Source organism: Nostoc sp. LEGE 12447 (assembly GCF_015206985.1).
In the GTDB taxonomy this organism is placed as follows: domain Bacteria; phylum Cyanobacteriota; class Cyanobacteriia; order Cyanobacteriales; family Nostocaceae; genus Nostoc.
In genome coordinates this window covers 152,975-173,694 of sequence record NZ_JADEXT010000002.1, presented here as the reverse complement: position 1 = coordinate 173,694, position 20,720 = coordinate 152,975, and the positions used below count along the sequence as shown (strand labels likewise).

Genomic DNA, 20,720 nt, shown 5'->3' with positions numbered 1-20,720 from the left:
AATTAGGGAAAGGAGTTAGAGACTGTTTTCAAACTCGAAGATCCCCCCTAACCCCCCTTAATAAGGGGGGAAAAGAAACTCTAAAAGCCCCCCTTAAAAAGGGGGGTTGGGGGGATCTCCAAAGACTCAGGTGCTTCAAGAAAGGTTTGAAAACATGCCCTAGTGGGTTAGGTCATTTTCCCCATCACGTGAGAGGCTAGGTCATCATGCAGTTGATGGCGAAACCTGAGCGGACATTTGGGTTAATTGTGGGTATCGAAAAGTACCACGAACCTGCTTGGAATGTGCCAGGTGGAGGACCAGCCGATGACGCGCTGAAATTTGCTCATTGGCTGCATCGGCGCGGTGTACCCAAAGAGAATATCCGGTTATGTTTATCAGCGCTGGAAGAAAATCATCAGTTAATTGGGGAATGTGGGTTAACTGTAGAGTTAGCAACAGAGCAAAATATCTCCGACATTGTGACTAACTTTTTATCCCCAAAGTCGGGGGATTTACTCTACATTTTTTGGGCTGGACATGGTTTGATTACCTCAGAACGAGAGCGTCGGTTGCTTTGTGCTGATGCAAATAAACAGAATTGGCAGAATTTAGATTTAAATTCTTTATTAGTTTTGCTGGGTTCCGATAATTTTCAGATTCGTAATCATATTTGTATTATTGATGCATGTGCCAATTATGTTTTAGAGTCGAAGGGAAGACCAACTAACTTAGGTGGCAAAGCTTTTTTAAGTGGTCAGCCAAAGCCAGATAGTCAACAATTTGTGTTACTGGCTACGCGGGAAGGAGAAAAAGCTCAGGTAAATTCTGAAAATAAAACAGGATACTTTTCTCAAGCTGTGCGGGAGGCTTTTGCAGCAGCTAATGGGAATTTTCCCCCAAATATGAAGGAAGTTACTGAGGCAGTTAAGCAACGATTTACCAGTTTAGATAAAAAACAACTGCCGACTTATTTTTATTCCCGTAGTTGGGATGGAGATATTGAAAAATCTCATTTTAACCCGTTTGATATCCCGCATAATATCCCACAGAGTCAAGCTCGTAAGTTTGTCGGGAGGGATGAGCAAATAGAACAATTGCGTCAGCTATTGCAAGTTAATGATGTTGTGGCTATTACTGATGTGACTGGGCAAGGTGGGGTGGGTAAAACAGAGTTAGCTATTCAATACTCATGGCAATATTTGGAAGATTATTCTGGCGGGTGTTGTTGGTTAAATCCCCAAGGTATTGATTTGGGAATCCAGTTAGTAGAGTTTGGAGTTGTGAATTTACCTAACTTTAATCCGCCGGATGGTTTAAGCCTAGCAGGTCAAGTTGCTTATTGCTGGAAGAATTGGCAAGCTGGCAAAGTTCTATTAATATTTGATGATGTCAAAGACTGGAAGCTAATTCAACCCTATCTACCACCTAAAGGTTCTCGGTTTAAGGTGTTAATTACCACTCGTCTAAATACAGGGTTAGTATATCCATCACTGCCGTTAGGTAAATTGTCAGCAGATGCAGCCTTAGAATTATTAACAACCCTGCTAGGAAAAGATAGGGTTGAGAAGGAATTAGAATTTGCTAAGGGACTTTGCCAATTTGTGAATTATGTACCTGTTGGACTTTACCTAATAGCAGGACTGCGGCAAGAGCCAAGGAGCGAATCATGCTAGCAGACATTCTCGCACAGCTACAAAAGCAAGCAACAGATGGCGAGTCTGGTGTAGCAGCAGCTTTTGAGTTGAATTGGCAAAGCTTGGAAGCAGAGGCGCAAAAGTTGGCTTGTCTGTTGAGTTTGTTTGCTTTGGCTCCTATTCCTTGGTCTTTGCTAGAATCAGCAGCAAGTTATAGCCATTGGGAATTTGACTTAAAAGCTCACTGCACTGTTTTAGTTGAATGTTATTTGCTGCAAGAATTGGCAGAGGACACCTACCAAGTTCATGATCGCATTCGGGAATTATTGCGGCAGAAGTTAGAAGAGTTAGCGGAAGCGGATCAACTTAAGCGCGGCTTTTGTCAAGCGATGGTAGCCGTAGCAAAAGATATTCCTCACACACCCACATTGATAGAAATTGCTCAAGCAACTCTTGCCATCCCTCACCTTGGAGAAGCTGCCACAGTTTACCAAGCGTGGTTAAGCGATGATGATTTAATCTGGCCTTTTGTAGGCTTGGCTAGATTTTACGAAGGTCAAGGAGCCTACGCGCAAGCTTTACCTTGGCGTGAACAAAGTTTATCAGCTGCTAGAAAACGTTTCGGGGATGAACACCCTTCAGTGGCAACTAGCCTGAACAATTTGGCAGGACTCTACCGTTCACAGGGAAGGTACAGCGATGCCGAACCTTTGTATATAAAAGCTTTGGCGATTGCTAAACAACGGTTGGGGGATGAACACGCCTTAGTGGCAAGTAGCCTGAACAATTTGGCACTCCTCTACTATTCACAGGGAAGGTACAGCGATGCCAAACCTTTGTATATCGAAGCTTTGGCCATGAGAAAACGTCTGCTGGGGGATGAACACCTCTTAGTGGCAAGTAGCCTGAACAATTTGGCATTGCTCTACAATTCACAAAGAAGGTACAGCGATGCCGAACCTTTGTATATCGAAGCTTTGGCCATGAGAAAACGTCTGCTGGGGGATGAACACCCTGATGTGGCAATTAGCCTGAACAATTTGGCAGGACTCTACAAATCACAAAGAAGGTACAGCGATGCCGAACCTTTGTATATCGAAGCTTTGGCGATGACAAAATGTCTGCTGGGGGATGAACACCCTGATGTGGCAATTAGCCTGAACAATTTGGCAGGACTCTACAAATCACAAAGAAGGTACAGCGATGCCGAACCTTTGTATATCGAAGCTTTGGCGATTGCTGAACAACGGTTGGGGGCAAATCATCCCAATACAATAACCTTTCGTAACAATCTAGAAGACTTGCGGCGGAATCGTCAGTCTTGATTCAGGAGAATGGTTGCTTTTGTTTCCCGTTGGTTTCAGTAATTTAGGTAATCTGCACCGGCTGCATTAACCGCCTGGGATTCAAATCCTAGTCTAATAAGTAGGCAACATAATTAATTACACAATGTCATTGCAAAGGCAGTGAAGCAAAATAATGCGATCGCACAACCTAAAACTACTTCTCTACGATATGCTTTGCGAAGGGTGCGATCGCAATAACTGTAAATATTTTTGTTTATCTACTTAATGAGCCTCTGAACTCCGTCAACGAGGCTTTTATCTCCGTTCACGAGGCTTTTATCTCCGTTCACGAGTATTTTAGCTCCGTTCACGAGGCTTTTAGCTCCGTTCACGAGGCTTTTATCTCCGTTAACGAGTATTTTATCTCCGTTCACGAGTATTTTAGCTCCGTTAACGAGGCTTTTATCTCCGTTCACGAGGCTTTTAGCTCCGTTCACGAGTATTTTAGCTCCGTTAACGGGTTATAGAGATAGCGATCGTGGTTAATTGCACCATCTTTTACATCACATTCCACAGGATTTGAACCTAAATCCCCAATAGAAGATGTATGTTTAATACTAGTAATAATAATTTTTCCATTTTCTTGAATAATCTCAAACTCTTGGTTTTCCCCTAATAGTTCTTTAGGGATTAATAATCCGTTCTCCGTTGCTGTTAATTTCATGTTTAATTACCTCGATTTATTTTGTAAATTAATCAAATGAATTTGCTTTAATAGGTTGTTTTAAAAGTGGTTGGCTGTGATTATAGGCACTTATTGATCCCCCCTAACCCCCCTTAAAAAGGGGGGAACCGGAATCAAAGTCCCCCTTTTTAAGGGGGATTTAGGGGGATCTAAAACGTTTTGCTACCAAGAAAAGAACTTTTCAAACATCCTCTAAGGCAGGCAAGATGCCCACCCCACAAAATTGGATAAGGCTACCAGTTACCTACAGGTTGAGCATCATGAGAAAACATTGATGGATCGATTGAAATGCCCAATCCTTCAGCTACACGACGACCATAAGAAATATCTGCCCGGAAGAAGTGGCAAAGTTGGCGCATTTGGATGTCTTCCCTTGCTTGAGAGAGACTACCGACAATATTTTTAGCAAGACGCTCTTGCTGTTCAGGAGTTAGTAACCGATACAAATTACCTGCTTGGGTGTAATCGTCGTTTCCTTCACGATGACTGTAACGATCGACTGTGACATCGCCCAAATGACTAGGTGGTTCTGCATAAGCTGGATTTTCTTTGGGCGTACCCTCAGCACTATTCGGTTCATAGTTAGGAACGCTACCGCCGTTGTTCCCCGATGCCATAAAGCCATCTCGCTGATAATGCATCACTGGACATTTGGGCTGGTTAACGGGTAGTTGCTGATAATTACCACCCAAGCGATACCGTTGAGCATCTGGGTAAGAAAAAATTCGAGCTTGCAGCATTTTGTCTGGAGAAAAACTAACGCCAGGAACCACTGCACTAGGGCTAAAAGCGGCTTGCTCTACTTCGGCAAAATAATTCTCAGGGTTACGATTTAGCTCTAATATCCCGACTTCAATTAAAGGATATTCGCCTTGTTTCCAAACTTTGGTCAAGTCAAAAGGATTATCTGGATGTTTTTCCGCTTGCTCCTCGGTCATCACCTGAATGCACATCCGCCACTTGGGATAGTCTTTGTTAGCGATCGCTTCAAATAAATCATGAGTCGCATGATCTGGATCTTCGCCCTTAATCTTAGCGGATTCTTCCTCTGTCAAGGTTTGATGCCCTTGCAGAGTCTTAAAGTGAAATTTACACCAAACGCGATCGCCCTCGGCATTAATTAAACTGAAGGTGTGACTACCAAAACCGTCCATGTGTCGATGGGTTTTGGGAATTCCCCGATCTGAAAAGAGGATCGTCACCTGGTGAAGCGATTCTGGACTGAGTGACCAAAAATCCCACTTTGCATTCTGGTCTTTGCAATTGGTTTGGGGATTGCGCTTTTGGGTATGGATAAAATCAGGAAACTTCAAAGGGTCGCGGATGAAGAAAATAGGGGTATTGTTACCTACAAGATCCCAGTTACCCTCCTCAGTATAAAACTTGAGGGAAAAACCTCTAGGGTCGCGCTCGGCATCTGCTGAACCCTTTTCTCCGCCAACTGTCGAAAAGCGCAAGAGAACTTCCGTTTTCTTGCCAATTTCAGAAAAAAGTTTGGCTTTACTGTAGCGGGTAATGTCATTGGTAATAGTCAAAGTACCATGAGCAGCCGCACCTTTAGCGTGAACAACTCTTTCAGGAATACGTTCTCTATTGAAATGAGCCAGCTTTTCTATGAGGTGGAAATCCTGCATTAATACAGGGCCACGCGCTCCAGCCGTAAGTGAGTTCTGGTTATCGCTAACTGGAATACCATCAGCAGTTGTCAAGTTTTGGGGTTCAGTCATGGTTAAAGAAGCTCTCCATGTAAGTTACTCAGATTGCCCACAGTACATTTTAGTCAGTAGATGTATACCTACTGACATAACAAACTAATTCAACGTAAGTTCGATGAACCTTTCCCTCCCAGCCTGCCTCTGGGAAACGGAAAGGGAGGAGCAACGAAAAATTCAGCTTTTTGCTCCCGTCTCCGACACGGAGAGGGGTTGGGGGAGAGGTCAAATAAGATTTGTCGAACTCACATTAATTCATAGTCATTACGAGTTTATATATAAATCATACTCGATATGATTATGAATTACCATAAATTTTTTTTGCATTTTGGTAAGATGCAGAGGCGATATATCCCCTCTATACTGCCTTTCAGGTATTTAAATGTTTGAGAATCAACGAACAAACATCTGTCGCCTCAATTTGATGTTCATCAACTAGGTGAGTTTGATGGGTAATAAATAGAGGCCCTTCATCTGGGGAAGTGGTGATATTACCGTGAGAGCCACGCACCAGGGAAGCATCCAAAGGAATTACATCCATTAAGTAGCGAAAACCTAGTTGTTTCTTAAGTAACTTGAGAGCAATTTTTCCTTGAGGAAATTTGATTTGCGGATCGAGGAAAAGTTCTACAGGATCGTAACCCGGTTTGCGGTGGATATCTACAGTTCTAGCAAAATCAGGCGCTTTGGCATCATCGAGCCAATAATAATAGGTAAACCAAGCGTCAGATTGTGCGATCGCTACCAACTCACCCGATCTAGGATGATTGAGATGGTAGGCTTGTTTCCCCTCTTCATCCAACACCTGCGCCACGCCTTCAGTCGCTTCTAAAAGCGATCGCACTTTTGGGATATACGCCGGATCGTTCACATATACATGAGCAATTTGATGATCGGCAACCGCAAAGGCAATGCTAGCACCAAAATCGAGCAGTTCTCGCCCTAATTCTTCCCGCACAGCAATTAAACCATTTTCCCGTAATACGCGGTTTAAATCTACCGCTTTAGAAACTGGGGTAATGCCATACTCAGAAAGAATAATTACCTGAGTATTAAGTGCTTCAAAATATTTAATCAAATCGCCACAAACAGCATCAATTTCTCGTAAATCAGCTTGGATGTGTTTTTCATCATGACCAAATTTTTGCAGACAGTAATCTAAATGTGGTAAATAAACCAGTGATAATGTCGGGCTGTAGCGTTCCTCAATCCATTTTGCGGAATTGGCAATCCATTGGCTAGAACTAATGGTAGTTTTTGGGCCCCAAAAATCGAACAGAGGGAAATTTCCTAAATCAGATTGAATTTGCGATCGCACATCACTAGGATGGGTATAAATATCGGGTAATTTTCTCCCATCTGCGGGATACATTGGACGCGGCGTAATAGCATAATCTACTGAAGAATACATGTTGTACCACCAAAAAAGGTTGGCACAAGTAAAAGTTGGGTCAATTGATTTAGCTATTTCCCAAACTTTGGGAGCTTGTACTAGTTTATTAGATTGTCGCCAAAACTTCACTTCACATTCATCACGGAAGTACCAACCATTAGCGACAATTCCATGTTCATTAGGCAATTTTCCTGTTAAATAAGTAGCCTGAACAGAACAAGTTACAGCAGGTAGAACTTTTTTAATGGGAGCCACTTGCCCTTTAGCAGCCCAAGAAGATAAAAACGGCGTGTTTTCTCCTAGTAAACTGGGCGTTAATCCCACGACATTTAGAACAACTGTTTTTTTCATAAACTTAGTTTCTTCTTAATTTGCGACGAATTCTTTTAATATCCACTCATATTCACGCTGAATAGAAGTCAGCATATCTATCTTCATTTCTGACGGCAATACATCCCAAGTGTAAGTTTCAATTTCTAAATGTGAGCAAGCATTATTTGTCTGAAGTAGATGTAAAACAGTAGCAATATCATCTTGGGTAGATTGCAAAATTTGATAATCATGAATGAAAATTGGGACATGAAAGTGAGTGCGCCATTCTTCAGCTAAAGATTCCTCTAAATGTGGTAATGCAGTTATTAAATCAGGATAGTGATGGAGTGTACCATCGCTACGACGTTCTATTACCTGGTGAAGATAGGTAGATTCTGCAAAAGGACGTAAACGCTCAACTATCAAACTACGCTTTTCAACCTCAGCAGGTATTTTTACTTTAATTGCAGCGCTGATTTGAATCTTCCCAATTTTAATTCCTGCCGATTGCAAACGTGTAAATACAGATTGCGGTTCCTCATATTCAACTGAAAAATGGCAGGTATCATAACAAAGCCGAACGTGTTCTAGCAATTTAGTCTCTGCTAAACTTTGCTCTATATTTAATTTTTCTGATAAATAAATACCACCAATTGGCAATAACCAATTTTGATAGAAATCAATTACTTCTGAAGTATTTTCAATTAAACCATCAGGCTCAGGTTCTAAATCAATATGAAGTATCTTGCCTGTTTCTTGGCCGATGCGAATCATTTCTACAACAACTGATGCTATGTTCAAACAACTCTTTTTCAGAACAGTCTCAAAAGTTGCTTGGTCTTTTACCCACCAAGGTTTATAGGATAATGGTAGTGTAGAAATTCCGCCATCAAGACCTTGAGGTAGGAGACTAGCTAAAATGTGTGCCAAGTTTAATGTATAATTAACCCGTTCTTGTGTAGACCAATCTGGTGCATAAACTTGGTCTTTTACCACCTGTCTATGAAATCCGCCATAAGGGAATCCATTTAAGGTGAAAACATATAAATCTTGTTGAGTCAGCCAAGTTTGGAATTGAGCCAAGTTATTACTTTCTAAAAGTTCTTTTGCGGCAACATCTGCTAACCTCAAGCCAATACCAAAAGGTTCTGTAGGCGATAAACGTGATTTGAGTTCGGGAATATAATTTTTTAAATTATCCAAAACCTCTAACCAACTTTCACCAGGATGAATATTGCTGCAATAAGTTAAGTGAAAACTATAATTTTTTGTAATTTTCATTTTCTAGTTATATCCATTGTATATTTTTAATCTGCTTTCTTTAGCTTAAACTCAATACAGTTCAGTTAAGCATTTTTTCCTTCTCTCTGCGTTCTTTGCGCCTCCGTGGTTCGTTAAAAAAAAGGGTTTTAGCCTTAACTGAACCGTATTGGGCTTAAACAATTTCACAGAATACCTGCTACATATTCATAGTTAGGGGCGCATATATGTGCGCCCCTATAGCCGATTAATGGTATTACTGGGTATATACATTCAAATTTAAGTAACAGCAAATACTTTTGCTAACTTCATCGAAATGGGTAACAAGATTAGAACTAATAAACCGTAATACAAACCAGCAAAACCAGATGCAACAGTTGCATCTAAAACTATTAGAGATAAAACGCCTATTCTCACAGCATTTCGGATATTTTCGGCTATCGGTTCCCGCGCCGCTTTGATAAAATTAGGTAAGATTCTGATAGCTAAGAAAATAGCGAATGGTAGTGCTGCGATCGCTGTATACTCTTCTAATAATCCTAAAGCTAAAACTGCCGTCAAAACTATTGCAATTAGCAGTAGCGCGAGTACTCCTGTAATCTTCTTACCACCGTGAACTTCACCCTGACTAATTGCGGTAATAGCAGCAATATAAAGAACAGGAATCAGCGCTAAATACCACCGTTCTCCGATTATTTCTGGTACAGCACTTACACCTAATAATAAGTTACTGCCACGGCACAAACCCATATTTAAAGGGCCGAAAAAAGGATGATGTTTGGCAAGTGAATCATACAAAAGAGATGAAAGAGTGATGAAGATAGCGATCGCAGCACTCAACAACGATACTTGAAAAGCAGCTATAATCCCGATTGTAAATAGTATACTCCCCAATAAAGTAGCATTTTGACGAGATACGCGACCACTGGGAATTGCTCTATTTGGTCGTTCTTTTGCGTCTAATTCTGCATCGAAAACATCATTAAAAACTATACCGCCACCGTATAAGCCAGTTGTAGCCAATAACAACCAAGCTAATGGAATTAGTATGGAAAAACTTGCTTCTCCATTCATTAATTGAGCAAAAATAATTCCAGAACCAGAAGCAGCAAAACCTAGAAGAATATCTGCCCAAGCAGTAACAATATTAGCAGGACGCATCAATTCCAGATAACCCCGCCAACTTTGAAAATTTAAGCTTGCAACATTCACTTATCTGCCTCCGTGCCTAGTATTTCTCAAAATAAACCGCATATTACAGATTAACCAGATATTTATACACTCCTCACTGCCAATTTTTTACTCAATCAACACAAAATCTGCAACTGATTTGATTCCTGGTTCTTGTCCCCGTAGCACAGAATTACCACTGAACATTTGACGTTGATCGATAGATTGAGGATTGAGCCAATCTGAAGCTTTCATCTGCCCAGTTTGACTGTAAGCAGCTAGGGCATTTTCATAACAAACTGCTCGTACATGTTCTTTAGGAATGCCCCTATCTAACATCAACTGAGCCGTTTTCGGGACTGCCAAAGGATCGCTAATACCCCAATCAGCACTACTATCTACAATGATGCGATCGCATCCATATTTACGTACAACTTCTACCATCCTGGCGTTACCCATCTTCGTCTGTGGGTAAATCGTGAAAGCCGCCCAAAAGCCACGTCCTAATACTTCTTCAACGGTTTCTTCGTTATTGTGATCGATAACTACTTGTGAAGGATCTAAACCATATTCAATACAGCGATCCATACTCCGACTAGCACCCGCCTTCTTATTGCGATGAGGAGTATGAATTAGTACCAACGTATCGAGTTCTTTGGCTAATTCTAACTGTTGACAAAAGTACTTATCCTCTGCTTCTGTCATGTCGTCATAGCCAATTTCACCAATGGCAACAACTCCTTCTTTACAAGCATAAAGTGGTAGCAGTTCCATAACTTCATCTGCTAGCGCTTCATTGTTAGCTTCTTTCGGATTTAGGCCGATTGTACAGTAGTGTTGGATGCCAAACTGACTAGCACGAAAGCGTTCCCAGCCGACAAGACTACTGAAGTAGTCTTTAAAGGAGCCAGCATTCGTTCGGGGTTGTCCTAACCAAAAGGCTGGTTCAATAACGGCGACAATGCCATATTCCCGCATTACTAAGTAATCGTAAGTAGTACGGGAACACATGTGAATGTGAGGATCGATATACATCATAGTTTTAATGATTGGGCATTGGGAAAGAGGAGGCAGGAGGCAGAAGGCAGGAGGCAGAAGTACTTTAATTTTGAATTGATTTCTCCCTCATCCCCACTCGCCACTCCCTTTTATTTGTAAACAAAGAGGCGTTAGCGCAGCTTGCCGCAGGCATCACGGCTAAAATTGTTCCAAGTCAGATTACCTTGTTGAATGGATGACTGTAAATCTGGGTAACGAGAAAGTAATGCTTGCGCTTGGGGTAAAGGAGACTCAGCACAAGCTAACGCTGCGGCTTCTTGTTCGGCTGTATCCCCATTAGCCAGTACTTTTTCCAAATCTGTAACGATCGCACTATCCGCAAATCGCCCTACAGGTCGCCAAAGTTCTGGCGTAACTGAGCGTTTAGCTGCCCAACGTTCATGGGCATAGTCTGCTAACATCTTCGCTAATTCTGGGTTAGCACGTCGGTCTAGTCCCCAAATTAGATGCAAAGGACTGCCGACAAACACAGCCTTCAGTACCATCTGATTCCAAGCAGCATTGTCTAAATAATTAGCTGGATAAGGGTTACGTAGTGCTATGGCTTGGAATACATTACTCATATTGCTGCGAATTCCCTCAGCAGCGCGCTGGCGATGTAACTCTGGATGTGGTAGTAGCGGCAAACTTTGATAAAGAGCAACTAACTCCCCCATATCGGCAGTGGAGAAGACTTGATCGAGCGTTGGCGTAGCCTCTCCAAAGGAGACTCGCACATACCCCTGGGCATCATCGTGGGGCAAAGCTAGAAGCAAGAGTGTGCGACCTGCTTGATCTACACTCCAATTACCAGGATACCAACCGGGAATCACATCTTCTGCTGCTTCCAAGTCCTGGAATGTTAGCTGCAAATCCTGTTTACCTAGATAACGCGGTACAGCACTAAATGCCGTGAAAAAAACTCTTTCAGCAGCGCCGCTAGAAATTTGTGCCTGCTTCTGCTCCAGCCAAGCAAAAGCTTTCTCTGAAACAGACTTTGACAGCCAGTGATGCAGTAACTTGTTTACTTTACTCATGATAAATTTCAGGAGAAGTTGCCCAACTTTTTTGTGACAACTAAGTATAAAATCTACCACTAAACTTGATACTTTGTGTTTAAAACAGCTAATAATATACTACTGAGTTCGTAACTTTACTGAATCTATAAAATTTTCCCGATTTTGGAGAAGATATTGTAAAGATGCTATTTTAATTAGATAAACTCTAGAATTAACTTACGGAAAAAAATTAGAATCTTATCTAAATAAGAATATCCATTGCTAACTTCAGATATAAACGATAGGTATCAATAAAGTTGTAAATTAATATTATTGTCAACTTTGTAGTCCAGGATAAATACGCTTGAAAATTATGATTAATTTAATAATTTTAGCTGTCTAGCAAATCATTTAAATGCTGAAGTATTTGATGGTTCATTATCTTGAATTTAGTTTCAATTTCAATTCCAATAGTGGATATATGCACAGTTACTAAAAAATAATAATACTTGAAATGGTTATTAAACAAAAAACTGCTCTTAATCTGCAACCAATTAACCAATGTGTCCGCGTGACCTTCAACTATGATGTTCACTTCACTAGAGGTCTGTTTCAGTTAGATAATCCTTTATTTGCACAAGTGATTGCCGCAGATGGGGAAACAACCCCAAAGCAAGTACTAGCTGTAGTAGATGGAGGATTTTTACAGTACCAGGATGGCTTACTAAAAAAATTATCAGTCTATGCTCAGTATTATGAAGATGTACTAACACTGAGCGGTGAGCCGATAGTAGTTCTTGGTGGAGAACGAGTTAAGAATGATTCTAGATTTATAGAGCAAATTCATCAGCGAATCAATGCAGATGGATTGTGCCGTCACTCCTACGTTTTAGCAATTGGGGGTGGAGCCGTCCTAGATATGGTAGGATACGCAGCAACAACGGCTCATCGAGGAATTCGGCTGCTACGAGTACCAACAACAGTATTAGGGCAAAACGATTCGGGTGTAGGGGTAAAAAACGGAATCAATGCTTTCGGCAAGAAAAATTTTTTGGGTACATTCATGCCGCCTTATGCTGTCTTGAATGACTTTGATTTTCTGACTAGCCTTGACGATCGAGATTGGCGATCGGGTATTGCAGAAGCGGTGAAAGTAGCGCTGATTAAAGATGCAGATTTCTTCGATTTCATTATGACTAATGCCGATAAATTGGCTAATCGGGATATGGACATAATGGAAAGACTTATCTATCGCTGTTCGCAGTTGCATTTAGAGCATATTGCTGGTGGCGGCGATCCATTTGAAATGGGTTCATCGCGTCCTTTGGATTTTGGACACTGGGCTGCTCATAAACTGGAGCATTTAACTAATTACAGTTTACGTCACGGTGAAGCTGTAGCGATCGGTATTGCTTTGGATACGACCTATTCATATTTAACAGGTCAACTTTTGAAATCTGAGTGGCAAAGTGTTCTACATACACTCAATAAATTGGGGTTTACATTGTATGTATCAGCGCTTACAGAGCAATTAGATCAACTAGACCATCCCGATTGTCTATTTAGGGGGCTTACTGAGTTCCGCGAACACTTGGGAGGAAATTTGACAATCACTCTTCTAGAAGGAATTGGGCAGGGAATAGAAGTCCACCAGGTGGATTTGTCTTTGTATAGAGATGCTATTTTGATGTTGCAAGATTGGGAACTTTCGCATTGATTTTCTCTTATCAAGCAGAATTCAGGAGGGGCTAAACCATAAATCGCTCACCGAATGAATCATGATACTAGGGTGTATTGTATACAAACGAGCGATCGCTAACCAAAATCTTATAGCGATCGCAAGCAAAATTCTATTCCTGACTTGTTTTCGGTTTGATGTATGCGATCGCTTGTTTCCAAACAGTGATTTGCTGACTGTTTTCATCAGCAATACAGATACACTGTGGGTCTTGCCATACAACCTTTCCTATGAGTACATCTTGAGTCAGCAGCTTTAATTCTACTGGCGTTGTTTGTTTAATCAGGTTTTGGACTTGTCTAATACTGGGTAAAGTGGTGTCAAATTCGGTAAGCATTTTTAGTAAAGATGAACCTACAAGGCAAAATAAAGAGTAACTAATCCTTGATAATTCATCCTTGAGAAAATGGCAATCGAATTTACTAAGTATCATGGTCTGGGCAATGATTTTATTCTAATTGACAATCGCTCGTCATCTTTGCCTGTATTGACTCCAGAGCAAGCCATCAAGTTGTGCGATCGCCATTTTGGTATCGGTGCTGATGGTGTAATTTTTGTCCTACCTGGAGAAAATGGCACTGACTACACCATGCGGATTTTTAATTCTGATGGTTCAGAACCAGAAATGTGTGGCAATGGCATTCGCTGTTTAGCTGGCTTTTTGGCAGATTTAGAAGGTGAATCCCGGAATAAAGATTCATATCGCATTCATACTTTGGGTGGTGTAATGACTCCCCAACTCTTATCTGATGGTCTAGTTAAAGTAGACATGGGTTTACCCAGATTACTCGCTGGCGAAATTCCTACCACTCTTGCACCTGTTGAAGAAAAAGTAATCTCTCAGCCGTTGGAGGTGGCGGGGAAAACTTGGGAAGTAACTTGTGTAAGTATGGGAAATCCTCACTGCATTACCTTTGTGGAAGATGTAGCAGCAATTGAACTAGAAAGCATAGGCCCGAAATTTGAGCATCACCCAGCTTTTCCCCAACGCATAAATACTGAATTTATTCAAGTGGTACGCCTTGACTATTTGAAAATGCGGGTGTGGGAACGGGGTGCTGGGATTACATTAGCTTGTGGGACTGGTGCTTGCGCTTCTTTAGTGGCTGGTGTGTTAACCGGGAAATGCGATCGCACCGCCACTGTAGAATTACCTGGTGGCCCCTTGCAAATTGAATGGTCAGAAATCGACCAACGGGTTTACATGACAGGCCCAGCTGAACGAGTCTTCACGGGGAGACTGTAACCGATTTATCACCGAGATTACGCAAGTATTAGAGTAATTTTGAGGGTTTGTAGTAAAGACTTTAGTGTTTAGAGGATGTTTGAAAAGTGGGTGGCTGTGATTTTAGGCACTTATTGATCCCCCCTAACCTCCCTTAAAAAAGGGGGAACCGGAATCAAAGTCCCCCTTTTTAAGGGGGATTTAGGGGGATCTAGAACGTTTTACTACCGATAAGAGGACTTTTAAAACAGCCTCTTAGAAAATCAGGACTAAAGTCCTTACTACGAACTTATTAAGATTCACTTTCTTGTAGAGATTGTATGGGGGGACTAACGCTAGATTTGATAGATTCTTTATTAGAAATTGCTAAATATATACCCCCTAAAATTAATGCCAACCCTAGCAAGTTAAAAATACTCAAGTTTTCCGAGAAAAGTATCCAAGCAAGAATAGCAACAATCACTGGATTGAGTAACAAAAGTAAAGAGATAAATCCTGAAGAAAAAGTTTTCAAGCTGTATACAATTAGCCCATGACCCAAAGCTTCGCAAATAGCAGCTAGTGCAAATACTACTAACCACCCCGACAAAGTAACTGGCAAAGGTTGTTTTTCAAAGATTAGCACTACTGGAATCATCAATGAAGTTGCGATGACACAGCGCCACAGAAGGATAGTAATAATTGAAAACTTATTGCGGATTTGCTCGATCAGTAAAAAGTTTGCTGCATAAAATATCGACGAGATCAGGGCAACAGCATCACCTGTAAAATTATTATTAGAGCGTAATAAATCTTCAAATCCAACTGCGATCGCGCCGATTATAGCTAATATCAGACCAATGATAAATTTGCGCCCAAAAATCTGATTAAAAAATAGCCATCCTCCTAATGTAGTAAATAGCGGATTGAGACTACCTAACGCATTGGCATTAGCAGCACCAGTCCGGGTTAGCGCCCAAGTCCAAGATAATCTACCTAATACATGAACTAGACCCACTGCTATTAAAAACGCTATCTCTTTGATTGGATAAGGCTGCTGTGGTAATACAGGTTCATCATCTTTAATATGAGTTCGTGCTTGGTTAATTCCACTCCATAATCCAAAGATAATAGTCGCTATCCATAAACGATTAAAGAATGTAGCCGTAGCGCTCATTTCTCTAAGAGCAATTTTAATCAATATTGCTGTTGAAGATAAAGCTAATAATGCAATTATTACTATGATTATCGGCAGGATGTTTAAAGTTTTATCAGACTTTTCTATTGTTAGGCTTAATTGATTTTCTGCCATTTAGTTTATATTTATAATACGAACCGCCAAGTCGCCAAGTGCGCCTTCTCTACAAGACACTACGTGAACGCGCAGCGTCTCGTAGAGAAGGGAGAAGGAGCAATTATTTGGGATTACTTAGGTAATAGTGCCATAGAAGTCTTGCCGCAACTGCTCGCCACGGTCGCCAGTGCTGTGTCATTGCTTCCAGTTGAACTGGTGTTGGACGTGTCGCCAAGTTTTTGATTTTTTGTAATGCGATCGCGATCGCTAAATCGCCTTTAGGAAAGACATCAGGACGTTGCAGCGCCATGAGTAAATAAATATCAACTGTCCAGTCTCCTATACCTTTGAGGCGCTTTAACTCAGTTCTGATAGTAGTTTCGTCCATTATTTCCAGCTTGCTGAGGTCAAGCTGATTGTTTGCGATCGCATTCGCCAATCCACGACAGTATAGAATCTTTTGTCGGCTGAATCCAATCCCTCTCAATTGAACATCATCCAATGTCAGAAAATTTTCTGGCGTTAGCGGTACAACAACCCCACATAGACGGTTAAATACAGCCCTCGCAGCTGCTACGGAAACTTGCTGTTCCAGAATTATGCACAGAAGCGTTGCAAAACCCGGTTCTCTTGACCATATTGGTGGAGGCCCAAGTGTTTCTAAAATCCGAGCCAAATCGCTGTCAAGATTGGCAAGCACCATTAAACCACGGGTGAGACTTTCTTCAGTCAACGATTCTAGTTCAGGTATTTGAGTCATCTTTGCTCAATTTCGATTCTTGTACAAGCAGTTTTTGTTTGCGCTCAATCCCCCAACGATAACCACCAAGACTGCCATCACTCCGCAGCACCCGATGACAGGGTATAATCACTGCGATCGGGTTAGCTCCACAAGCATTTCCCACCGCACGGACTGCTTGGGGTTTGGCAATATCACGGGCAATATCAGTGTAGGTACGAGTTTCGCTATAGGGAATTTTTTGCAATACTTGCCAAACCTGTTTCTGAAATGCTGTCCCACGGATATCCAGTGGTAAGTCGAGATGTGTTTCATCTCCCGCAATCAAATCGAGGATTCCTTGTATCCATTCTTTGTGTATGTGGTCATCACGTATGATGTGCGCTTGGTGAAATTCTTGATTCAAGATGTGTTCGAGTTTGTCTGCTTCATCACCTAGTTTAACGGCACAAATCCCCTTGTCTGTTGTTGCCACCAGTAAATATCCTAGCGGACATGGAGCGATCGCATAGACAATATTGATTGTCTTTCCAGCTTGTTGGTAAATTTTTGGTGTCATTCCCAGTTGCTTCGGTGCTTTCTCATAAATTTGACTACTTGAACCATACCCCGTGTCGTAAACTGCATGAGCAATTTCCTCCCCTGACTGGAGACGCTGCTTTAATCGTTGGCTACGCAGCGCATCTGCATATTGAAAAGGCGATACACCAATTATTTGCTTGAATAGCTTTTGCAGATAACTGGGATTCATTTCCACCTGAGAGCATAATTCTGAGAGGGTGGGAATGCGATCGCTTTGTGCTTCAATGTATCGACATACTGCTAAGATTTTCGCTCTGGCTGGATTTGGAACTGTTTCAAATTGTGGCTGACAGCGCTTACAAGGTCGAAAACCTGCGCTTTGAGCCTCTTTTGCTGACTGGAAGAAACAAACTTGATTGCGATTTGGTCTGCGACTAGGGCAAATAGGTCGGCAATAAATGCCTGTGGAACGAACACCGTAGAAAAACTTGCCGTCAATTGTGGTATCTCGATTGAGAACGGCTTTCCAGAGCGTTTCCTCTAAAAGTTGTGTCTGTTGTAATTGCATTCATGCCACCTCTGCCCTTTCTGTTACGCTATGTACTAAGCTGCTAACACTAGATTAAGTGGATTGAAAACCACTTTCTATCTGATTGTTGCGATCGAAGTCGGCTTTGTTTACTGTAACTACGGCTAGACGGTGTTCTGGGTGCGTAATTTTCGAGAATTTAGGATTATTTTGGTAGATGTTTAGCGATCGCTTTTTTGGAGTTTTGCTACTTTTTACTGTTCTCGTGTTTTCGGCTTGGGTAACAGTTCACCATGAATATCTGCTCAAGATGATTCATTCAATATATCTAAAAGTTCTTGAGGAATTTTGAGAGTCTGTTTATACAGCAGTTTTCAAATGAATAGCTGTGTAGCGACTGTCTTGAGTGTCAAGCGATGCCTACTGCGGTAAACTACGCACTTTAGAGTTATGCTACTTTTAACGACTTTTCTAGTGTTTTTGGCTCAGGTAGAGGTTGGCCGTCAGCCAAAGATGATTCAATCAGCATTTCTAAAACTTCTTGAGCATTTTTGAAAGCTTCTTCGTAAGTATCTCCGTGAGTATGACAAAACTCTCCCCATTCAGGAAGACTCACAACAAAACACTCATCTTCATCAGACCACTGAATAATTATTGTGTAGTGAGAATTCATTCTTGTTCTTCCTCTTGAGCCTTTTTAATTTCTTCTAACCTTTGAAGTGCATTATTAACATCTTTCTCCTGGTAAGCTTTAGCATCATTCCCGTCTTTACCTGATATAGTAACTCTCCCAGATAGTAGGGGATGATACCAATTAGTATGGCTACCTTTCCCATGACGGTATGTAAACCCTGCTTGTAGCAACAAGCTTTTAAGTTCTCTGATTTTCTTGGGCATATACTCAGCTTACATTTACTTTCCCCACTGCTTTAACTTGTTCTGAACAAATTCTCGCACTTTTCCATCTGGGTCATTCTCTACTAGGTCATGCAACAATGGTAAAGTCTGGGGATGTTGAGGAAATTGCTTGATAATTATCTCCAGTGCAACGCGCCGAGGGTTGGTTTCATAGTCTTGCTTACGCTCAAAGGGGTCATTGACAGCGCAGTTGTAGTAAATTTCAAACAATTCAGGCTGATATCTGAAGTGTTTGGCTAATGCTTGGATTACTGCACTTCGCATATTCCATTGATTATCAGCAGTGGCGCGGTCTTTGAGAATCCAGCGAGTGTCCGGGTGATTTGGGAAATTACTGGCTAATGCTTCGATAGCTGCACTTCGCACATTCCATTGATTATCAGCAGTGGCGTGGTCTTTGAGAATCGAGTGGGTGTCCGGGTCATCTTTGAAATTGCTGGCTAATGCTGCGATGGCTGCACGTCGCACATACCATTGATTATCAGCAGTGGTGAGTTCTTTGAGAAACGAGAGGGTTTCCGGGTCATCTTTGAAATTGCTAGCTAATACTTCGATGGCTGCACGTCGCACATACCCTTCATTATCAGCAGTGGCGCAGTCTTTGAGAATCGAGCAGGTGTCTGGGTCATCTTTAAAATTTCTAGCTAATGCTCGGATGGCTGCACGTCGCACATACCCTTCATTATCAGCAGTGGCGCAGTCTTTGAGAATCGAGCGGGTGTCTGGGTCATCTGGGAAATTCCTGGCTAATGCTTTGATGGCTGCCCGTCGCACATACTCAGATTTATCAGCTGTGGCGCGTTCTTTGAGAATCGAGTGGGTGTCTGGGTAATCTTTGAAATTGCTGGCTAATGCTTCGATGGCTGCACGTCGCACATACTCAGATTTATCAGCAGTGGCGCGTTCTTTGAGAAACGGGTGGGTGTCTGGGTCATCTTTGAAATTGCTGACTAATGCTTCGATGGCTACACATCTGACATTCCATAAATTATCAGCAGTGGCGCAGTCTTTGAGAAACGAGCGGGTGTCTGGGCCATCTTTGAAATTGCTGGCTAATGCTTCGATGGCTGTACATCTGACACTCCATACATTATCAGCAGTAGCGCGGTCTTTGAGAAGCGAGTGGGTGTCCGGGTCATCTTTGAAATTGCTGGCTAATGCTTCGATGGCTGCACCTCGCACATAAACTTGATTATCAGCAGTGGCGAGGTCTTTAAGAAATGAGTGGGTGTCCGGGTCATCTTTGAAATTGCTGACTAATGCTTTAATCGCTGCACGCCGCACATTTTCATTATCAGCAGTGGTGAGGTCTTTGAGAAACGAGTGGGTGTCCGGGTCATCTTTGAAATTGCTGACTAATGCTTTAATCGCTGCACGCCGCACATTTCCATCATCAGCAGTGGTGAGGTCTTTGAGGAATGAGCGGGTGTCCGGGTCATCTGGGAAATTGCTGGCTAATGCTTCGATGGCTGCACATCTGACATAGTTTTTATTATCAGCAGTAGTGAGGTCTTTGAGAAACGAGCGGGTGTCTGGGTCATCTTTGAAATTGCTGACTAATGCTTCGATGGCTGCATCTCGCACATACTGATAATTATCAACAGTGGCGCGGTCTTTAAGGCAGTGTAAGGCATCACGGTTATCTTTCCAAATTGAGGCGATTGTTACAACTGCTTGAATGCGAACTTCCTGAACTAGCTCAGTTTCTTCTGCGTTGTCATAGGTGTAATAATACCAGAGGTCATATTTGGTTAAGTCTTTTACCTTGCCAAATAATTTATTAGCCACTGACGCAATTACCGAGCGATTTCTAACTTCTGCAAGACACTTAGCCGCTAAAAACAAGTTAAGAAATTTTTCCTCTTCACCATCTTGCACCATCAAGTAATCAAGAATTTCACCAACAAATTTCGCATCAATCATTCCCGCAATTAGCCGCAATACCTCATGCCAAGTTTCATCTTGCCAGTGTTTGCCAAAAACTTCAGTTTTGAGATCCTCAATTGAAATACTGCCTTCCTTCTCAAACTGCCAGACAAACTCCCAAGCACAGAAATATTCTAAAAATTTCCGATGCAGAAAGGCATTGCTTGCTATCCAGCTAATAAACCATTCCAGCATAATGTTCACGCCTGCTAAGTGCTTGACTACGAGTATATACACCAGTCTGAGAAATCTTTCTAGATTTCTGGGTTTTTAGGCAGTGCGAGTCTATTCATCCAAAACTTAAGATTATCTGAATTTAT

Annotated in this window: 19 protein-coding genes; 4 read left to right on the top strand and 15 right to left on the bottom strand. The window is 41.8% G+C overall.

Annotation, left to right across the window (positions count from 1 at the left end; translation table 11 throughout):
• The first annotated feature begins 215 nt into the window (after window positions 1-215).
• On the top strand, window positions 216-1,655 hold the full coding sequence (locus IQ274_RS03230; RefSeq protein ID WP_228058011.1) for an ATP-binding protein: 1,440 nt from the start codon (window positions 216-218) through the stop codon (window positions 1,653-1,655).
• Complete coding sequence (locus IQ274_RS03225; protein ID WP_193867345.1) at window positions 1,649-2,941, top strand: tetratricopeptide repeat protein; 1,293 nt, start codon at window positions 1,649-1,651, stop codon at window positions 2,939-2,941. Before IQ274_RS03230 ends, IQ274_RS03225 begins: the two co-directional genes overlap by 7 nt.
• Before the next feature lie 239 nt (window positions 2,942-3,180).
• Here IQ274_RS03225 and IQ274_RS03220 read toward each other — a convergent pair whose 3' ends face one another.
• The 8 genes from IQ274_RS03220 to IQ274_RS03185 all read right to left on the bottom strand — a co-directional run bounded on the left by IQ274_RS03220 (window position 3,181) and on the right by IQ274_RS03185 (window position 11,569).
• Window positions 3,181-3,399 (bottom strand): hypothetical protein, encoded by a 219-nt coding sequence (locus tag IQ274_RS03220; RefSeq protein ID WP_193867344.1) that lies wholly within the window; start codon window positions 3,397-3,399, stop codon window positions 3,181-3,183.
• Window positions 3,396-3,626, bottom strand: a complete 231-nt coding sequence (locus tag IQ274_RS03215) for a hypothetical protein (protein ID WP_193867343.1) — start codon at window positions 3,624-3,626, stop codon at window positions 3,396-3,398. Before IQ274_RS03215 ends, IQ274_RS03220 begins: the two co-directional genes overlap by 4 nt.
• Window positions 3,627-3,880: 254 nt before the next feature.
• The gene (locus IQ274_RS03210) at window positions 3,881-5,374 is read right to left on the bottom strand and encodes a catalase (protein WP_190897881.1); all 1,494 of its coding nucleotides are present in this window, start codon (window positions 5,372-5,374) and stop codon (window positions 3,881-3,883) included.
• Between the two features lie 355 nt (window positions 5,375-5,729).
• The gene (locus tag IQ274_RS03205) at window positions 5,730-7,103 is read right to left on the bottom strand and encodes an alkaline phosphatase family protein (RefSeq protein WP_193867342.1); all 1,374 of its coding nucleotides are present in this window, start codon (window positions 7,101-7,103) and stop codon (window positions 5,730-5,732) included.
• 15 nt (window positions 7,104-7,118) lie between these two features.
• Entirely contained in the window at window positions 7,119-8,345 is a 1,227-nt protein-coding gene (eboE, locus tag IQ274_RS03200; protein ID WP_193867341.1) for a metabolite traffic protein EboE, read from the bottom strand.
• A gap of 258 nt (window positions 8,346-8,603) precedes the next feature.
• Window positions 8,604-9,536: a UbiA-like protein EboC gene (eboC, locus tag IQ274_RS03195; protein ID WP_322745174.1), complete on the bottom strand. Its 933-nt coding sequence runs from the start codon at window positions 9,534-9,536 to the stop codon at window positions 8,604-8,606.
• Window positions 9,537-9,623: 87 nt separating this feature from the next.
• Window positions 9,624-10,532 carry a TatD family hydrolase gene (locus IQ274_RS03190; RefSeq protein ID WP_228058010.1) on the bottom strand — a complete coding sequence of 303 codons (909 nt, stop codon included), beginning with the start codon at window positions 10,530-10,532 and terminating at the stop codon, window positions 9,624-9,626.
• A 131-nt stretch (window positions 10,533-10,663) separates the two neighbouring features.
• Window positions 10,664-11,569, bottom strand: a complete 906-nt coding sequence (locus tag IQ274_RS03185; RefSeq protein ID WP_193867340.1) for an EboA family metabolite traffic protein — start codon at window positions 11,567-11,569, stop codon at window positions 10,664-10,666.
• A gap of 475 nt (window positions 11,570-12,044) precedes the next feature.
• Here IQ274_RS03185 and IQ274_RS03180 point away from each other — a divergent pair, with 475 nt between their 5' ends.
• Window positions 12,045-13,247: a 3-dehydroquinate synthase gene (locus IQ274_RS03180; RefSeq protein WP_193867339.1), complete on the top strand. Its 1,203-nt coding sequence runs from the start codon at window positions 12,045-12,047 to the stop codon at window positions 13,245-13,247.
• A 133-nt stretch (window positions 13,248-13,380) separates the two neighbouring features.
• Here the strand turns inward: IQ274_RS03180 and IQ274_RS03175 are convergent, their stop codons facing one another.
• Window positions 13,381-13,605 (bottom strand): Hfq-related RNA-binding protein, encoded by a 225-nt coding sequence (locus IQ274_RS03175; RefSeq protein WP_163933270.1) that lies wholly within the window; start codon window positions 13,603-13,605, stop codon window positions 13,381-13,383.
• A gap of 69 nt (window positions 13,606-13,674) precedes the next feature.
• Here IQ274_RS03175 and dapF point away from each other — a divergent pair, with 69 nt between their 5' ends.
• Window positions 13,675-14,514, top strand: coding sequence for a diaminopimelate epimerase (gene dapF / locus IQ274_RS03170; protein WP_193867338.1), 840 nt, complete (start codon window positions 13,675-13,677; stop codon window positions 14,512-14,514).
• A 271-nt stretch (window positions 14,515-14,785) separates the two neighbouring features.
• On the opposite strand, the gene IQ274_RS03165 is transcribed toward dapF, so the two are convergent.
• From IQ274_RS03165 to IQ274_RS03140, 6 genes are all read right to left on the bottom strand, one after another.
• Window positions 14,786-15,784, bottom strand: a complete 999-nt coding sequence (locus IQ274_RS03165) for a DMT family transporter (protein WP_193867337.1) — start codon at window positions 15,782-15,784, stop codon at window positions 14,786-14,788.
• 103 nt (window positions 15,785-15,887) lie between these two features.
• Window positions 15,888-16,526: a DNA-3-methyladenine glycosylase family protein gene (locus IQ274_RS03160; RefSeq protein WP_193867336.1), complete on the bottom strand. Its 639-nt coding sequence runs from the start codon at window positions 16,524-16,526 to the stop codon at window positions 15,888-15,890.
• Complete coding sequence (gene ada / locus IQ274_RS03155) at window positions 16,510-17,595, bottom strand: bifunctional DNA-binding transcriptional regulator/O6-methylguanine-DNA methyltransferase Ada (protein ID WP_193867335.1); 1,086 nt, start codon at window positions 17,593-17,595, stop codon at window positions 16,510-16,512. The genes IQ274_RS03160 and ada overlap by 17 nt, the downstream gene beginning before the upstream one ends.
• A gap of 409 nt (window positions 17,596-18,004) precedes the next feature.
• Window positions 18,005-18,229, bottom strand: a complete 225-nt coding sequence (locus tag IQ274_RS03150) for a type II toxin-antitoxin system HicB family antitoxin (RefSeq protein ID WP_163933256.1) — start codon at window positions 18,227-18,229, stop codon at window positions 18,005-18,007.
• Window positions 18,226-18,453, bottom strand: coding sequence for a type II toxin-antitoxin system HicA family toxin (locus tag IQ274_RS03145; protein ID WP_163933253.1), 228 nt, complete (start codon window positions 18,451-18,453; stop codon window positions 18,226-18,228). Before IQ274_RS03145 ends, IQ274_RS03150 begins: the two co-directional genes overlap by 4 nt.
• Window positions 18,454-18,468: 15 nt before the next feature.
• Entirely contained in the window at window positions 18,469-20,595 is a 2,127-nt protein-coding gene (locus IQ274_RS03140; RefSeq protein WP_193867334.1) for a HEAT repeat domain-containing protein, read from the bottom strand.
• Window positions 20,596-20,720 lie beyond the last annotated feature (125 nt).

Excerpts from the sequence above, each read along its gene's own strand:
- IQ274_RS03230 (WP_228058011.1), top strand. The coding sequence starts at position 216 with ATGGCGAAACCTGAGCGGACATTTGGGTTAATTGTGGGTATCGAAAAG.
- IQ274_RS03210 (WP_190897881.1), bottom strand. The coding sequence starts at position 5,374 with ATGACTGAACCCCAAAACTTGACAACTGCTGATGGTATTCCAGTTAGC.
- dapF (WP_193867338.1), top strand. The coding sequence starts at position 13,675 with ATGGCAATCGAATTTACTAAGTATCATGGTCTGGGCAATGATTTTATT.
- eboE (WP_193867341.1), bottom strand. The coding sequence starts at position 8,345 with ATGAAAATTACAAAAAATTATAGTTTTCACTTAACTTATTGCAGCAAT.
- IQ274_RS03150 (WP_163933256.1), bottom strand. The coding sequence starts at position 18,229 with ATGAATTCTCACTACACAATAATTATTCAGTGGTCTGATGAAGATGAG.
- IQ274_RS03185 (WP_193867340.1), bottom strand. The coding sequence starts at position 11,569 with ATGAGTAAAGTAAACAAGTTACTGCATCACTGGCTGTCAAAGTCTGTT.
- IQ274_RS03145 (WP_163933253.1), bottom strand. The coding sequence starts at position 18,453 with ATGCCCAAGAAAATCAGAGAACTTAAAAGCTTGTTGCTACAAGCAGGG.
- IQ274_RS03215 (WP_193867343.1), bottom strand. The coding sequence starts at position 3,626 with ATGAAATTAACAGCAACGGAGAACGGATTATTAATCCCTAAAGAACTA.
- IQ274_RS03140 (WP_193867334.1), bottom strand. The coding sequence starts at position 20,595 with ATGCTGGAATGGTTTATTAGCTGGATAGCAAGCAATGCCTTTCTGCAT.
- IQ274_RS03225 (WP_193867345.1), top strand. The coding sequence starts at position 1,649 with ATGCTAGCAGACATTCTCGCACAGCTACAAAAGCAAGCAACAGATGGC.
- IQ274_RS03165 (WP_193867337.1), bottom strand. The coding sequence starts at position 15,784 with ATGGCAGAAAATCAATTAAGCCTAACAATAGAAAAGTCTGATAAAACT.
- IQ274_RS03160 (WP_193867336.1), bottom strand. The coding sequence starts at position 16,526 with ATGACTCAAATACCTGAACTAGAATCGTTGACTGAAGAAAGTCTCACC.
- ada (WP_193867335.1), bottom strand. The coding sequence starts at position 17,595 with ATGCAATTACAACAGACACAACTTTTAGAGGAAACGCTCTGGAAAGCC.
- IQ274_RS03205 (WP_193867342.1), bottom strand. The coding sequence starts at position 7,103 with ATGAAAAAAACAGTTGTTCTAAATGTCGTGGGATTAACGCCCAGTTTA.
- IQ274_RS03190 (WP_228058010.1), bottom strand. The coding sequence starts at position 10,532 with ATGATGTATATCGATCCTCACATTCACATGTGTTCCCGTACTACTTAC.
- IQ274_RS03175 (WP_163933270.1), bottom strand. The coding sequence starts at position 13,605 with ATGCTTACCGAATTTGACACCACTTTACCCAGTATTAGACAAGTCCAA.
- IQ274_RS03180 (WP_193867339.1), top strand. The coding sequence starts at position 12,045 with ATGGTTATTAAACAAAAAACTGCTCTTAATCTGCAACCAATTAACCAA.